Annotated in this window: 15 protein-coding genes; 10 read left to right on the top strand and 5 right to left on the bottom strand. The window is 67.3% G+C overall.

Going from position 1 to position 14,361, the window contains the following annotated elements:
• Positions 1-221: 221 nt before the first annotated feature.
• The 9 genes from ABZ942_RS34455 to ABZ942_RS34415 all read left to right on the top strand — a co-directional run bounded on the left by ABZ942_RS34455 (position 222) and on the right by ABZ942_RS34415 (position 8,786).
• Complete coding sequence (locus ABZ942_RS34455) at positions 222-1,076, top strand: ABC transporter permease (protein ID WP_357389516.1); 855 nt, start codon at positions 222-224, stop codon at positions 1,074-1,076.
• Positions 1,076-1,942 (top strand): ABC transporter permease, encoded by an 867-nt coding sequence (locus ABZ942_RS34450; protein WP_357389514.1) that lies wholly within the window; start codon positions 1,076-1,078, stop codon positions 1,940-1,942. Before ABZ942_RS34455 ends, ABZ942_RS34450 begins: the two co-directional genes overlap by 1 nt.
• 4 nt (positions 1,943-1,946) lie before the next feature.
• On the top strand, positions 1,947-2,987 hold the full coding sequence (locus tag ABZ942_RS34445; protein WP_357389512.1) for a mammalian cell entry protein: 1,041 nt from the start codon (positions 1,947-1,949) through the stop codon (positions 2,985-2,987).
• Positions 2,984-4,006, top strand: coding sequence for an MCE family protein (locus ABZ942_RS34440; protein ID WP_357389510.1), 1,023 nt, complete (start codon positions 2,984-2,986; stop codon positions 4,004-4,006). The genes ABZ942_RS34445 and ABZ942_RS34440 overlap by 4 nt, the downstream gene beginning before the upstream one ends.
• Positions 3,994-5,034 (top strand): MlaD family protein, encoded by a 1,041-nt coding sequence (locus ABZ942_RS34435; RefSeq protein WP_357389508.1) that lies wholly within the window; start codon positions 3,994-3,996, stop codon positions 5,032-5,034. Before ABZ942_RS34440 ends, ABZ942_RS34435 begins: the two co-directional genes overlap by 13 nt.
• Positions 5,034-6,134, top strand: a complete 1,101-nt coding sequence (locus ABZ942_RS34430) for an MlaD family protein (protein WP_357389506.1) — start codon at positions 5,034-5,036, stop codon at positions 6,132-6,134. Before ABZ942_RS34435 ends, ABZ942_RS34430 begins: the two co-directional genes overlap by 1 nt.
• On the top strand, positions 6,131-7,198 hold the full coding sequence (locus ABZ942_RS34425; protein WP_357389505.1) for an MlaD family protein: 1,068 nt from the start codon (positions 6,131-6,133) through the stop codon (positions 7,196-7,198). Before ABZ942_RS34430 ends, ABZ942_RS34425 begins: the two co-directional genes overlap by 4 nt.
• Complete coding sequence (locus ABZ942_RS34420) at positions 7,195-8,169, top strand: MlaD family protein (protein WP_357389502.1); 975 nt, start codon at positions 7,195-7,197, stop codon at positions 8,167-8,169. Before ABZ942_RS34425 ends, ABZ942_RS34420 begins: the two co-directional genes overlap by 4 nt.
• Positions 8,170-8,270: 101 nt before the next feature.
• Complete coding sequence (locus tag ABZ942_RS34415; RefSeq protein WP_357389500.1) at positions 8,271-8,786, top strand: hypothetical protein; 516 nt, start codon at positions 8,271-8,273, stop codon at positions 8,784-8,786.
• Here the strand turns inward: ABZ942_RS34415 and ABZ942_RS34410 are convergent.
• Positions 8,779-9,420 carry a hypothetical protein gene (locus tag ABZ942_RS34410; RefSeq protein WP_357389498.1) on the bottom strand — a complete coding sequence of 214 codons (642 nt, stop codon included), beginning with the start codon at positions 9,418-9,420 and terminating at the stop codon, positions 8,779-8,781. The genes ABZ942_RS34415 and ABZ942_RS34410 overlap by 8 nt on opposite strands.
• Before the next feature lie 137 nt (positions 9,421-9,557).
• On the opposite strand from ABZ942_RS34410, the gene ABZ942_RS34405 reads away from it, so the two are divergent.
• The gene (locus ABZ942_RS34405; RefSeq protein ID WP_357389496.1) at positions 9,558-10,319 is read left to right on the top strand and encodes a TetR/AcrR family transcriptional regulator; all 762 of its coding nucleotides are present in this window, start codon (positions 9,558-9,560) and stop codon (positions 10,317-10,319) included.
• A 3-nt stretch (positions 10,320-10,322) separates the two neighbouring features.
• Here the strand turns inward: ABZ942_RS34405 and ABZ942_RS34400 are convergent, their stop codons facing one another.
• The 4 genes from ABZ942_RS34400 to ABZ942_RS34385 all read right to left on the bottom strand — a co-directional run bounded on the left by ABZ942_RS34400 (position 10,323) and on the right by ABZ942_RS34385 (position 14,329).
• On the bottom strand, positions 10,323-11,855 hold the full coding sequence (locus ABZ942_RS34400; protein ID WP_357389494.1) for an alpha/beta hydrolase: 1,533 nt from the start codon (positions 11,853-11,855) through the stop codon (positions 10,323-10,325).
• A gap of 99 nt (positions 11,856-11,954) precedes the next feature.
• Entirely contained in the window at positions 11,955-12,602 is a 648-nt protein-coding gene (locus tag ABZ942_RS34395) for a pentapeptide repeat-containing protein (RefSeq protein WP_357389492.1), read from the bottom strand.
• Between the two features lie 67 nt (positions 12,603-12,669).
• Positions 12,670-13,908, bottom strand: coding sequence for a sigma-70 family RNA polymerase sigma factor (locus ABZ942_RS34390; protein WP_357389490.1), 1,239 nt, complete (start codon positions 13,906-13,908; stop codon positions 12,670-12,672).
• Positions 13,909-13,924: 16 nt separating this feature from the next.
• The gene (locus tag ABZ942_RS34385) at positions 13,925-14,329 is read right to left on the bottom strand and encodes a YciI family protein (protein ID WP_357389878.1); all 405 of its coding nucleotides are present in this window, start codon (positions 14,327-14,329) and stop codon (positions 13,925-13,927) included.
• Between the last annotated feature and the right edge of the window lie 32 nt (positions 14,330-14,361).

Below are 14,361 nucleotides of genomic sequence, written 5' to 3'. Positions count from 1 at the left end.
TTCGGGGGTCGAATACTGCTGACCAAAGATCGGATAGTACGTGCTCAGCCCGGCCTTGGTAGCGAAATTGACACTGTTGTTCCGGAGTCGAACCGGTGCTACCGTGTGCCGAGCGTTGGTGTGGCGGATCACAGTTGGGCAACCAGCCGCACCATCGACGCGCGAGCACGCGACCTCACCGACGCGGTTGTCGATAACTGTCAACACCCGGTAGGAGACTGATGAAGGGCGCTCCCCCGCTCACGGAGCAGGCCGGCTCCGCCTCGGCCGGGCAGATCGTGCGCGAGAATCTCACCGGCACCGTGCTTTCCAGCCTGCGCACCTTCGGGCGCGCGGTGGACCTCGGCCTCGAGTCGGTGCGCGGCACAGTGACCGACGTGGTCAACCTGCGGTTCCAGTGGTCGGAGATGCTGCGCCAGGCTTGGTATCTGATCACCGTGACGGCGATACCCGCGGTGCTGATGGCCATTCCGTTCGGGGTGGTCGTCTCGCTGCAGGTGGGCAATCTGATTCACCAGCTCGGCGCCGACTCGATGATCGGTGCCGCGGGTGGGCTCGGGGTGATCCAGCAGGGTGCGCCGATCGCGACCGGGCTGTTGCTCGGCGGCGCGGGCGCCTCCGCGATCGCCGCCGATCTCGGCGCGCGTACGGTGCGCGAGGAGATCGACGCGTTGCGCACGATGGGGATCAGTCCGGTGCACCGGCTGGTCATTCCGCGGGTGACGGCGATGCTGCTGGTCGCGCCGCTGCTGAACATTCTGATCATCTTCGTCGGCATCGTTTCCGGTTACGCGGTCGCGATCGGCGCGCAGAACGTGACGCCGGGCAGCTACTGGGCCACGTTCGGGTCGTTCGCCGTGCTGGCCGATGTATGGATCTCGCTGGCCAAGGCGATGCTGTTCGGCTTCATCGTGGTGATCGTCGCCTGTCAGCGCGGGCTGGAGGCCAAAGGCGGGCCGCGCGGGGTGGCCGACGGCGTCAATGCGGCCGTGGTGGTCTCGGTCGCCGGGATCATCGTGGTGAACCTGGTGATCACCCAGGTGGTGGCGATGTTCTTACCGTTGCGGGTGGCCTGATGACCGCGACACCGTATGCGCCGAGGGGGCTCGGCTGGGCCTATCGCGTTGTCCGGCAACGTGGTCGGGTGTTCGCGCCGATCGAGACCGTCGGGTTCATGCTCGGCTTCGTCTGCCAGGCGCTGTGGGCGATTCCGCTGACGTTGCGCCGCTATCGGGCACAGACGATGCGCACCATCACCGATATGACCTGGGGCCGTGGGTCCGTCCTGGTCGGCGGCGGGACGGTGCCGATGCTGGTGGTGCTCGGTATCGCGATGGGCGCGGGCGTCGGCATCCAGTCCTTCGCGGCCCTGGACCTGCTCGGTCTCGGACCGGTGACCGGCGTGGTGTCCGCGTTCGCGAACACCCGTGAGCTGGCGCCGATCGCGGCGGCGGTCGGGTTCGCCGCGCAGGCGGGCTGCCGGATGACCGCGGAGATCGGCTCGATGCGGATCTCCGAGGAGATCGACGCGCTGGAATCGCTTGGGCTCCGGTCGATTCCGTTCGTGGTCACCACCCGGGTGATCGCCGGGGCGGTGGCGATCGTGCCGACGTTCCTGATTGCGCTGGTGCTCAGCTACGTCGCCTGCTCGACCGTGGTGGTGCTGCTGCACGGCCAGGCGGGCGGCGTGTACGACCACTACTTCTTCCAGTTCACCAGCGGCTACGACGTACTGGCCGCGGTGGTGAAGATTCTCGTCTTCGGCGTCGCGGTGATCCTGATCCATTGCTACTACGGCTTTTTCGCCTCCGGCGGGCCCGAAGGCGTCGGCATCGCGTCGGGGCGGGCGGTGCGGGCGAGCTTCGTCGCGATCGTCGCCTTGGACATGGTGCTGTCGATTCTGCTGTGGGGCGTCAACTCCGCCATCGAATTCCCGGGGTGAGCTGATGCCGAACTACAGCATGCCCGGCGTCTCGATGACCCGCCGCGGCTCACTGGTCATCGGTGCGCTCGCCCTCGTCACGACCGCCGTGGTAATCCTCGGCTGGCGCGGCGTTTTCGACAACGCGGACGCCGACCGGGTGCGCATTCAGTTACACACCGAGCAGATCGGCGAAGGGGTCATCCCGGGCACCAAGGTGCGGATGGACGGCGTGACGGTCGGCAAGATCGCCACCATCGCCAGCGCCGGGCAGGGCCAGCTGATCACCCTGGATCTGAACCGCACCGAAACCGCCTCCCTCACCGACGCTTTCACCGTCGACTACGCGCCGGACAACCTGTTCGGGATCAGCGCGCTCACCCTGCGCCGAGCCACCGGCGGTGCGGCGCTGCACGAGGGCACGGTCATCGATCTGGCGGGCCGCAACGCCGACAAGGTGACCGATGTGACGATGGGCAGCCTGCTGCGCTCGCTCACCGAGACCTCCACCGAGGTGCTCACCCCGAAGCTGACCGAGCTGATCACCCGGTTCAACGGGGACCTACACGCCTTCACACCGCTGTTGCAGTCCATGGTCACGCTCAGCCGCGCGGTCGCCGACACCCAGCGCTATCCGACGCCGTACCTGCTCGATCAGTACGCGGCGCTGTTCGGCGGGCTCGGCTCCTTCACCTCGGCCACCTTCCGGCTGCTCGATGCCGTGATGAATATCGAGGTGTTCGTCAACGATCGAGCGAAGTTCGACGCGTTCATCGGCATGGTCGTCAACGATGTGTTCCCGGCGATCGGTCAGGTCGGCGACGCGGCGCGCGGCCAATTCCTCGGCTACGCGCAGATGCTCACGCCGCTGCTGGAAGCCATGGCCGCTACCGTTCCCGACCCGCAACGGACCAGGGCCGAAGGCACCGAGCTGATCGACCGGCTGAACCGGATGTTCGCCGATACCCCGGACGGGCCGGCGGTGAACGTGGACGTGGTGCTGCGCGGCATGCCGGGCATCGCGACACCGCTGTTCGGTCAGCACGGCCTCGGGGGTGTTCGGTGAAGCAATTGCCTATTCGCTCGATCGTGGTGCGGCTCAGCGTGTTCGCGGTCGCAATGGTGGTGCTGCTGATGGTGGTCGCGCAGGCGATCACCCGGCCGATCGGCGGCGACACCGACGACTTTCGCGCACGATTCACCGATGCGAGCGGACTGAAGACCGGCGACGACGTGCGCATGTTCGGGGTGCAGGTAGGCAAGGTCACCGCGATCGACCTCGACGGCGCGACGGCGATGGTCCGGTTCTCCGTGCAGCGGGATCGGCCGGTGTACGACGCCAGCGTGCTCGCCATCCGCTACCAATCGCTCACCGGGCAACGCTATGTCGACATCAAGCAGCCGGACCGGCCGGGTACCCGGTTGCGGCCGGAATCGACCATCGCCGAGGCGAATACGATTCCGTCGTTCGATGTCACCCAGCTGTTCAACGGGTTGCAGCCGGTCATCGCCCAGTTCTCCCCCGGCGCGCTCAACCAGTTCACCGAGAACGTCCTCGCCGTGATCGACGGCAACGGCTCCGGCATCGGGCCCGCGCTGGAATCCCTCGATAAACTCAGCCGATTCGCCACCGACCGGCAGGCGGTGATCAGCACCATCGTGGCCAACCTCAGCACTATCTCCAGCCAGATCGGCGGCCGCTCACCGCATCTGGTCACGCTGCTGCGCGGGATCGCCGACGTGTTCACCGCGTTCCGTGAAAAGCTGGACGGGCTCCTCGATTTCGCCGCGGTGGCACCGTCGGCGCTCGCGCCGCTCAACAGCCTGATGGACACCCTCGGCTTCACCGAGAACACCAACCCGGATCTGATGACCGATCTGCGGCTGCTGTTTCCCGACCCGCAGGCGGCGCTCGACCTGCTCGGCAGGCTGCCCGGTTTGCTGCAGGCGCTCAGTGCCGTGCTGCCGCCCGCCGGTGCCGCGGCGAGCGAGGTGAACCTGACGTGTTCGAAGGGTTCGGCCGAACTGCCAGAGGTCATGAAGATCCTGGTGGCCGGGCAGAGGATCACGATATGCAACGGGTGACATCGCCGAAGGGCTTGCTGCACAAGCTGATTCCTGATCATGCGCACGTCGACCGGCACGAGGCCACGAAGAATCGGCGCGAACTGCGGCTGGGGCTGCTGGGGGCCGCGTTCGTAGCGGTACTGCTGGTGATCACCGCGGCGATCTATGTGGTGCCGATCGGCAAGTCCACCTACACAGCCGAATTGGCCGAGGCGCAGTCGGTGAAGGCGGGCGATCAGGTGCGCGTCGCCGGGATCACCGTCGGTTCCGTCACCGGGCTGGAGCTGAAGCCGGATCGGGTTCGGATGACCTTCACCGTCAAGCGGGGCGTATTCCTCGGGGACGCGACCTCGCTGGAGCTGCGCATGCTCACCGCGGTCGGCGGCCACTATGTTGCCGTGTTCCCCGCGGGCTCGAAGCCGCTCGGCAACAAGGTAATTCCGATCGATCGCACGCGACTGCCCTACAGTCTGATCCGCACCTTGCAGGACGCCGCGCAGCCCACCCGCGACGTCGACGGCGATACGCTGCGGAAAAACCTGGCGGCCCTGCAGGATTCGCTGGATCAGAGTCCGGACGCGTTGCGTCGGATCGGCGGGTCGGTGCAATCGTTCGTGGACATCTTGAACCGCCAGAACGCCGAGGTGTCTCGCGCGCTGACGGTGATGAACGAATTCCTCGGCACCATCGACCAGAACAAGGGCCTGGTAGGTGTTTTCGTGCGCCAGATCGGGATGCTGCTCGTCGAGGGCCTGGACAAGCGGGCTGAGATCGAGGTGGCGTTGCGGATCACCGCGCAGCTGCTGTCCAGGATCGCCGCGCTGGAGCCGTCGTCGCGAGAGGTGCTCGAGCCGCTGGCCGGGAAGCTGCGCGAGACGCTGCCGCAGCTGGCCGAACTCGGTGCGCAACTGGACGTCGCGATTCCGGCGTGGCGGGAGTTCCGTGATCGCCTGGTCGCCGCGACCGCGGGGCATGACGGGATCGCTATCGACCAGGCCGCGTTGACACCGCAGGTGTGTGTGCCGGTGCCGGGGCGGGGGTGCTGATGAAACGTCTGCTTGCCGCGCCGGGCTTCGTCACCGTGGTCGGTGCGCTGCTGCTGGCCGTCGTCGCGGTCACGGGGTACGTCATCGCGTTCGATCCGGCCAAGAAGATGCTGAGTTACTGCGCGCTGATGCCCGACGCGGTCGGCCTGTACACCGGCAATCAGGTGACCACCCTTGGTATTCCGGTCGGCAAGGTCACCGCGATCCGGCCGGAGGGCACCGCCGTCCGGGTCGATTTCGAGGTGGCGGCCGATCATCCGCTGCGCGGGCAGCCCACCGCGACCACCCTGTCGGACAGCCTGGTCGCCGACCGCACGCTCGCCGTCTTCGGTGAGCCTGCCGCGCCGGCCGAGTGGGACCGGAGCCATTGCCTCACCAAAACTTTCACGCCCAAGAGCATCAGTCAGACGCTGGAAGGTTTCTCCCAGCTCGCCGCTCAGCTCGGCGGCGGCGACAATCCCGCCGATCAGACCCGAATCCGAGACGGTGTCAACGCTCTTCGAGCAGCCACCGCCGACACCGGCCCGCGCCTCAACACCCTGATCAAGGATCTGGCCGGGGCATTGCGGCAACCGGATGCCGCGATCGGCAATATCGGGCACCTGATCGACGCGTTCGCCTCTATCGTCGGGAGCATCTCGACGAACTGGGACGATATCGCCACGGTGCTGGTGCGCGCGAATACCGGTATCGCGTTCGTCAACGGCATCTGGTCGCGGGTCGTGCAGATCGTCGATTCGCTGCTGGTGCTGTTGCCGTGGCTCAACCGCCTCGCCCGGGATTACGGCAGGCCGCTGCTCGGCGCGCTCGATGGCGCCGTGCCGGGGTTGCGGCTGCTGGCCGCGAATGTCGGTTCGCTGCAACAGGTTGTGAACATGATCCCGGCGATCGTGCAGGCCTTCCAGCAGTCGATCGATCCGGCGACCGGCTGGCCCCGGATCAGTTATGCGGCACCGAAAGTGGCGCTGCCGCAGGAGCAGGCGGACCACATCTGCGGGGCGATCAATGCGGTGAGCCCCGGCCGATGCGGCTCTGCGGCGAATGGCCTGTCCGCGGTGGACGTGGTGCCGATGATCCTGGGATCGGTAGGTGCGCGGTGAGTAGTTCTGGGACAAGACGATTCAGGCTCGCGTTGACCGCCGCCGCGGCCGCCGTGCTGCTGACGGCGTCGGGCTGCGCATTCGACCCGGCCACCGTGCCGGTGCCCGGCGCGTCCGTGTCCGGCCCGACCTACCAGGTACGCATCGAACTCGCCAACGCGCTCAACCTGCCCACGCAGGCGAAAGTGGTGGCCAATGGCGCGCAGATCGGCAGCCTGCGCTCGGTGCACGTGGTGGACCCGACCGCGACGAGCGGCGGCCGCGTCGACGCCATCGTCGAGATATCGAGCTCGGTGAAGTTGCCGACGAGCACCACGGCTCAGCTGCGGCAGAACACCTTTCTGGGCGACATCTACATCGGACTCGCCTCTCCGGCAACGGGTTTCGCCGACATGATCCCGGACGGCGGCATTATCCCGCTGCGCCAGACCAAGGCCGCGTTGCAGGTGGAGGACCTGCTGGCGGGCATGTCGACGTTCGTCGGCGGCGGCGCACTGCAACAAGCCCAGGACATCATCAACCGGGTGAACGCGGTGCTGCCGGAGCAACCGACGGAAACGGCGCGGATCTTCGACGTACTCGGTCGCGACGCACAAGACGTCGCGGCCGACACGGGCTCGGTGGACCGGATGCTGGACGCGATCGAGCAGGATCTCAATGCGGTGCTGGACAATCCGACCCAGCTCGACGCGTTGCTGAGCGACCGTGGCGCGGTGGAGATCCCCGCGGACGCGCGGTCGCTGGTATTGACGCTCGGCGTGGTCGGCGGGCTCGGCGTGGTCGGGCATGCGGTGCAGTGGCTCGGGCCCGCGCTGGAGGCCGGTGACGCGACGGCAAAGGCGCTGGTGCCGTTGCTGTTCGCGAATCGTCCCCTCGATCTGAACTCGCCGTCGAACCTCAATCGGGTGGTTGCGCTGTTGCGGGACAAGGTCATCCCGTTCGCCGAGCGGGGACCGAAGGTCAATGTCACACACGTCGGCATCGAGGGCGCGAGCCCGGTGGACGCCGACGAGCAGGTCGCGCGAATGATCGACGCGCTGCGGATGATCGGAGTCGTCCGATGAGGCGCCTGGGATCGATCGCATCGCTCGGTTCGATCGGGGCCATCCTGGTTCTCGTCGGTTCGTATCTCACTTTCGGCGTGGTCCGGGTCGACTGGTTCAAGGACAGCACCAGCGCGACCATGCTGCTCGCGGACTCCGGCGGGCTGCTGCCGCGGTCGAAGGTGTTGTTGTCCGGCATCGAGATCGGCCAGGTGACGTCCGTGGCGCATCAGGGGCCGTCGGTCGAGGTGGCGTTTCGGTTCGATGCCGAGTATCGGATTCCGACGGCGAGTTCGGCTCGGATAGAGGCGCTTTCGGGGCTCGGCGAGCCCTATCTGGAGTTCCGGCCGACCGCGCCGGGCGGGCCGTACCTGCGGGACGGTCAGCGGGTCGACGCGACCACCGTCGCCAAGCCGGTCTCGATCCCCGAGGTCGCGCGCGCCGCAACGCGATTGCTCGAGCAGCTCGATCCGAAGGCGATCGCGGGCATCGTCGCGACGTTCGACCAGGGTTTGGCGGGAACCGAATCCGTCATTCCGCAGCTGTCGCGGTCCACCGATCTGCTGGCGGCGACGCTGCTCAGCCGGACCGATGTGATCCGCAAGATGCTGGTGGACTTGCAGTCGCGGGCCTCCGAGATGTCCTGGGCCGGGCCGGAATTGGATAAGGCGGCCGGGCCGTGGGCCGAATTCGGGCCGCGGGTCGCCGAGGTCGCCGCCGCCGTCGCGCGGATCGCCCGGTCGGGCGACGTGCCGGGCGACTATCTCATCGACACCGACCAGACCATCGGCTTGATCCCGCTGCTGAAGGAGGTCGCCACGAAGATCAATCTGCTCGGGCCGGACCTGCAGGCTCTGCTTCCGGTGTTTCAACCGGTGGTCGCCGCGACCACCGGGGTGGCGCACCAGATCGACCTCGGCGCCCTCATCTCGCAGGCACTGAACGCCACCAGTCCGGATGGCGCGCTGCACCTGCAGATCACTGTCAAATAGACCAGACGGAGTTACCGGCTATGCCAGAGCTGACGAAGACGATCGAATCCCCCACCGCGCCAACGGAACCCGCTCGCCCTCCGGCGGCAAGCGGCCGGACTGTGAGTATCGAGATTCCCACACTCATTCGTGGCGCGGTCATCGCACTGCTCGTGCTGGCCGTGATCGTGCTGTCGATCTTCCTCGCTCGCGCTCGCGGCGAGCTGGCCGACGGACGCGCCGCGGCGGCGGACGATCGGCACGCCGAGCAGATCGCCACCGACTATGCCGTGGGCGCGTCGACCATCAACTACGCCGACATCAATACGTGGATCGGCAAGTTGAAGGCCAACACCGCCCCCGCGCTGGCGAGCAAGTTCGATGCCGTCGGGCCGAAGATGGGGGAACTGCTCACGCCGTTGAAGTGGACCTCGACCGCGACGCCGGTGACCGCCAAGGTGACCGCGCGGAACAACGGCGTGTACACGGTGAACGTGTTCGTGGACCTCACCATCTCGAACGTGCAGAGCCCGCAGGCCGGTCAGGTGACCGCCACCTACACGGTGACGGTCGACCAGCATTCCGAGTGGAAGATCACCGAGGTCGGCGGGATGAATCAGGCGCTGCCGCTCAAGTAGTCCGGACCGACTTCGCGCGCAACACCGCGCTGCTCACCGCGAGCAACCAGAGAATGGTCAGGCCGCCCGTTGTCGCCGTCGTGCCCCAGCCGTTGGCCGCGTAGAAGTTCGCGGGGTCGTTCCCGAAGAACATCGACGGCACGAACGCCAGGTGGATCGCGGCCAGGCCGAACGCCGACCACATGGTCCAGCGCGGCAGCAGGGCGGTGCTCGCGATCGCGATGCCGAAGGCCGTCAGGAACAAAGCGATCAGCAGCTTCGACAGCGAGCCGTAGAGCAGATACGTCCCGGTGACGGCGATGGTGGGATCGATCGGGTCCGGAGCGGCGATGGTCGCGCCGACCTCGAGGCAGATCGAGACCGCGCTGACCGTGAGCCACATCACTCCGGCGACCGCGGTGATCGAGCCGATCCACGCGTACTCCGGACCGCGCGTCCGCAGCAGATATGGAAGCCCGATCATGAACACCACGAGCAGCGTATTGCCGATGAGCCCGAACATGCTGCGGGTGACGATGTTCCAGTCCGGTGGCGGGCCGTCGTAGACGAAGTAGAGCGGTAATTCGACGAGCATCAGGATCGTGGCGACCAGGCCCGCCGTGCCGGTGGTGCGTCTGATGACGGTGCTGTCCATGGACTCTCGCTTTCGCTGACCTGCCGCCCGTATCGCGGCTACCAGGCTCTTTCTTCTTTAGTATATCTCTTATACTATATGACGCATGCTAACGTTCCGGCCGTTCGAGCACAAGCACTGAGGAGGCGAACCGCACGATGGTCGACGACACCCCGCCGAACGAGTTGGTCCGCCTGTGGCGGCTGCCCATCGGTCCGCGGCTGGGCCGACCGGCCGGGCTCGATGTCGATCTCGTCGTCCGCACCGCCGTACAACTGGCGGACCGGGATGGATTGTCGGGCGCGACCTTGCCGAAGATCGCCGAAACCCTCGGCGTCACACCGATGTCGCTCTATCGCCACATCGGATCCAAGGAGGAGCTGCTCGTCCTCATGAACGACGCGGCCATCGGACCCGCGCCGACTTTCCCTGCCCCAGTCAATGATTGGTGTCCGGCGCTACGCGAGTGGGCCGTCAGCCTCTGGTCCGCGCACCGGCAACGCCCCTGGCTGACCCAGCTGCCGATCGCCGGGCCGCCCAGCGGCCCCGGCGCCATCGGCTGGATGGACGCGGGCCTGCGCGCCCTGCGCGGCACCGGCCTCGACGCAGGCGCTAAGGTCGGCGTGGTGACGGTCGTCAGCGGCTACGTCCGCCAGGCCGACCTACTCGCCCAGCAACTCGAACAGGGCAGGCGCACAACCGGTCTCGACGAGACCGAAACGAATCGCGACTACGGCCGCCACATGTCCCGCCTGGTCGATCCAGTACGCTTCCCCGACGCAGCCGAACTCTTCAACTCCGACCTCTTCGAATCGGCCTCGCCCCCGGCTACCGCCGACCCCGCCCAGGACGACTTCGAGTTCGGCCTGGAGGTCATACTCGACGGCGTGGCCGCGACGGTCGCCCGCGCCGAAGCTTAATCGCTACTCACACACCGCGTTTCGGGCCGAAAACGGGTCGCCGAGGTAGCGCACGACGAGGCCGTCTATGCATGGGTTGACGTCGGCGAAGACGAAGGTGTGCCCGTCACCCTCCCGCGTCAGCAGCGGGCTGGCGAAGTAGTCCGCCATGTGCTCGGCGTTGCGCAGTGGAGTGGTCGGGTCGTGCCTGGTGCCGACGAACAGCACCGGCGCCGAAGCCTCGGCGCGATGCGGCCGGAATCCCTTGGCCGTCCCCGGAAACGGCCAGAGATCGCAGGTGCCCAGCGGGAACTCGGCGGGACGCGGTCCGTAGTAGTAGAAGGGCGCGGCGTCGTATATCGCCGCCTCGTCGGCTTGCCGTGCGGCCCGATCATCGGTCGGCTCCGCGACGTCGGCGCAGGTGATCGCCATGAGCGCATGGTCGTACATATCCGAAGTCCATGAGGCGAGACCGGTCGCCGAGTCGGCCAGTGTGCGCATCGGGGCGCCGTCTCCGTGCCGGACCGCGCCCAGCGCATCGAGGTAAGGTGCCCAGCCGTCGGGCCAGAGGTAGCTCGTGGTCAGCGCCTTCAGGATGTCGCCCGGATCGACCGCAGGTGCCGCGCCTGCCGGGACGGGGTGGTCCTGCGCGTTGCGCATGATGCCGCGAAAGACGTTCTGCGCCTGGCCCGGATCGTCGCCGAGCGGGCATTCCGGGTGCCCTTCCGCGCGGTACCGGCCGACGCAGAAGGCGGCCACCCGATCGAAAGTCTCCTGATAGCCCTGCTCCTGACCTAACCGCATCTGGGTGCTGTTCTCGGTGACATCGACAACGCCGTCGAGCACGGCGGCACGATAGCCGTTCGGGTAACGGTCGATGTACATCGCCGCGACCTGCGTACCGTAGGACTCCGCAAGGATATTCAGCTGCGGCTCACCGAGTACGCCACGCAGGATGTCGATGTCATCGGTAGCCTCGTCGGAACCGATGTGCGCCAACACTTCCGGGGTCGTGCCGCGCAGGCACGAGGAGACGAACGCACGCTCCCACGCCTCGATCGCCGCCACCGAGTCCGGATTCTTCGTGCGATCGTCGCCGGTGGGGTCGCACCGGATCTGCGGTGTCGAGCGACCGACGCCGCGCGGGTCGTAGGAGACGATGTCGTAGTGTCGGCGGATCTGTTCAGGGAACGCCATGTCCAGCATCGATAAGCCGGGGTGGCCGGGTCCACCGCTGATCAGCAGCAGAGTACCGCGTTTCTCGGCCTCGGCGGGCCGCCGCGCGACAGCGAGCGAGACCGTCAACCCTGCGTCGGGAGCCGGCCGGCCCCCGTGATAGCTCAACGGCGCGAGTATGTGTGCACACATGCGGTTATCCGCCGGACTGTCCGGGAACCAGTCGCTCGGTATGCACGGGACCCAGTCGACCTGTTGGGCGTAAAACGCGTCCCGCTCACCGTTGGCCGGAAGTTCGACTTCGTCATCAGAGCATCCGCCGACCAGCAGCGCCGCCACTATCGGGACAACGGCCAGAGCCAGCATTCGCAAGGCTTGCACGGGTCGGTCTCCTCACTGCTCGGAGCCAGACGATCGAACTCGACGCTTACCGAAACATTAGCAATTGGCTACCGGAGAATATGCAAAGCTCCACGGCGATCACGAGTTCCGGACCACCACGCCGAGGTGGCGGGCGAAAGCTGGTGCCAGTTCCATCAATTGGCCGTTGTCGATGGTCGCACCGCGGAGCGAATCCAGGCCGTCGGTGATGTCGAGGGCGCGGGCGCCGCGCAGGTCGACCTTGGTGAGTTTTACTCGGTTGAGGACCATGCTTTCCAGGATCGAGCCGGGGAAGGTGACGTTGGTGAGGGTGGCGTCGCCGAAATCGCAGTCACGCAAGACGCATTCGACGAAGGTGACGTCGCGTAGCTGTGCGGTGCGGAAGTTGACGGAGTCGAACTTGCAGCCCTCGAAGCGAACGCGGCGCAGGCGAGAGCCCGCCAGATCGACGCCGGACATGGCGCCGGCGATGACCTCGCTGTCGATCCAGCCGGTGTCGGCGAGTTCGGTGCCGATCCAGCGCACGTTGCGCAGCCAGACGTCCGCGAATCTGGTGTGTCGCATGCTGCCTCGATGGAAGGCCATGGAGGTGAACGCCGACTCGCTGAAGCGGGCGTTCTGCACGTCGACCTCGTCGAGTTCACCGCCGTCCAGATGCACGCAGTCGTAGTCGCCTTCCGGCTCGAGGTCGCCTTCCAGTGCCGCGAGATGGCGCGCGTAGGGCAGGTCTTCGAGCTCGCTGGGCATGCGGGATCCTCCTGGTGACGGTTCATGGTGCGACGGCAGTCGAGTATTCCGGTCGGCACCGACAAGTTCATGCCGAGGTCGGTCCAGGATCGAGACGGGCCGCGCGGGCGTTCAGGTATCGCTGTTGCGGCAGGCTCATCGCCCGTTGCGCCGCAAGGAGATACGCGGCGCGGGCCGCCGCGATGTCGCCGGTGGACTCCAGTAGGTGGGCGCGTACGGCGTGCAGGCGGTGGTCCTCGGCGATGCGGCCGTCGGCTTCGAGGTCGTCGACCAGTTTCAGGCCCGCGTGCGGGCCGCGGGCCATGGAGACCGCGACGGCGTGGTTGAGCGCGATCATGGGATTGTCGACGAGGGCGAGCAGGCGTTCGTAGAGCAGCATGATCTGCGGCCAGTCGGTCGCCGAGTAGCTCGGCGCCTCGTCGTGCAGCGCGGCGATCGCGGCCTGGAGTTGATACGGGCCGGGGACGCCGCGCGGCAGGGCCGCGGTGATGAGGGCGATGCCCTCGGTGATGAACTCGGCGTGCCAGCGAGTGCGGTCCTGCTCTTCCATCGGGACGAGTTCACCGCCGGGTCCGGTCCGTGCCTCGCGGCGGGCGTCGGTGAGCAGCAGCAGCGCGAGCAGGCCGGCCACCTCGGCGTCCTCGGGCAGCAGCCGGTGCACCAGGCGGGTGAGCCGGATTGCCTCCGTGGACAATTCGACGCGGTGCAGGCTGGCGCCGGAGGTGGCGGCGTAACCCTCGGTGAAGATCAGGTAGAGCACGTGCAGCACCGCGGCGAGGCGCGCGTCACGATCGCCGAGGGCCGGTGGCGCGAACGGGACGCCGCTGTCCTTGATCGTCTTCTTGGCTCGGCCGATGCGCTTGGTCATGGTCGGCTCGGGAACCAGGAAGGCGCGGGCGATCTCGGCGGTGGTCAGGCCGCCAACCGCGCGCAAAGTGAGTGCGACCTGTGACTGCGGCGAGAGTGCCGGGTGACAGCACAGGAACAGCAGGATCAGGGTGTCGTCGGAATCCGTCGGCTGCCGATCCGCGGGCGGGGTCAGCCAATCCTGCGGCAGCGCCCACCGGGCGACCGTCTCCTCGCGCTGTTTTCGGGCCTGCTCGCTGCGCAGCAGATCGGTCAGCCTGCGGGATGCGACCGTGATCAGCCAGGCCCGCGGATTGTCGGGAACGCCGTGGCCAGGCCATTGCGTCGCGGCCGCGAGCAGCGCCTCCTGCACCGCGTCCTCGGCGGAATCGAAATGGCCGTAGCGGCGCACCAGCGCGGCGAGGACCTGCGGCGCGGCGACGCGCAGCAGGTCCGCCACCCCATCATTCGACATATCAGCCGAACTCGGGCGGCGCCTCGGCGAGCGGCCGCACATCCGCATACGCTGTGTCGGCGATATGCGCGGGCCCCGGGCACTTGCCGAGGCCGGCCGCGATTTCGGTAGCGCGGTCGAAGCTTTCGCACTCGACGATCCAGTAGCCCGCGAGGACCTCCTGCGTTTCGGCATACGGTCCGTCGGTGACGAACGGTGCGCCGTTCTTGCTGCCGATCCGCCTGGTGTGCACCGGATCGACCAGCCCGCGGGTCTCCACCAGCTCGCCGGACGCCTCGAGCCCCTTGTTGAAGTCCGTCATGAACTCGACCATCGCCGCCACCTCCGCGGCCGTCCAGGCGGGCTTGCCGGTGTCCTTGCCCGCCAGGCCGTCGTAGTCCTGCTGCGAGCCGTAGCTCAGGATCATGTATTTCACGGCAACTCCTCTGGGTAGTCGGC

It is taken from the genome of Nocardia sp. NPDC046473, assembly GCF_040645995.1.
In the GTDB taxonomy this organism is placed as follows: Bacteria; Actinomycetota; Actinomycetes; order Mycobacteriales; family Mycobacteriaceae; genus Nocardia.
This window is presented reverse-complemented; position numbering and strand designations above follow the sequence as displayed.

Coding starts and splice junctions, on each gene's coding strand:
- ABZ942_RS34455 (WP_357389516.1), top strand. CDS start 222: ATGAAGGGCGCTCCCCCGCTCACGGAGCAGGCCGGCTCCGCCTCGGCC.
- ABZ942_RS34450 (WP_357389514.1), top strand. CDS start 1,076: ATGACCGCGACACCGTATGCGCCGAGGGGGCTCGGCTGGGCCTATCGC.
- ABZ942_RS34445 (WP_357389512.1), top strand. CDS start 1,947: ATGCCGAACTACAGCATGCCCGGCGTCTCGATGACCCGCCGCGGCTCA.
- ABZ942_RS34435 (WP_357389508.1), top strand. CDS start 3,994: ATGCAACGGGTGACATCGCCGAAGGGCTTGCTGCACAAGCTGATTCCT.
- ABZ942_RS34430 (WP_357389506.1), top strand. CDS start 5,034: ATGAAACGTCTGCTTGCCGCGCCGGGCTTCGTCACCGTGGTCGGTGCG.
- ABZ942_RS34420 (WP_357389502.1), top strand. CDS start 7,195: ATGAGGCGCCTGGGATCGATCGCATCGCTCGGTTCGATCGGGGCCATC.
- ABZ942_RS34410 (WP_357389498.1), bottom strand. CDS start 9,420: ATGGACAGCACCGTCATCAGACGCACCACCGGCACGGCGGGCCTGGTC.
- ABZ942_RS34405 (WP_357389496.1), top strand. CDS start 9,558: ATGGTCGACGACACCCCGCCGAACGAGTTGGTCCGCCTGTGGCGGCTG.
- ABZ942_RS34395 (WP_357389492.1), bottom strand. CDS start 12,602: ATGCCCAGCGAGCTCGAAGACCTGCCCTACGCGCGCCATCTCGCGGCA.
- ABZ942_RS34385 (WP_357389878.1), bottom strand. CDS start 14,329: ATGATCCTGAGCTACGGCTCGCAGCAGGACTACGACGGCCTGGCGGGC.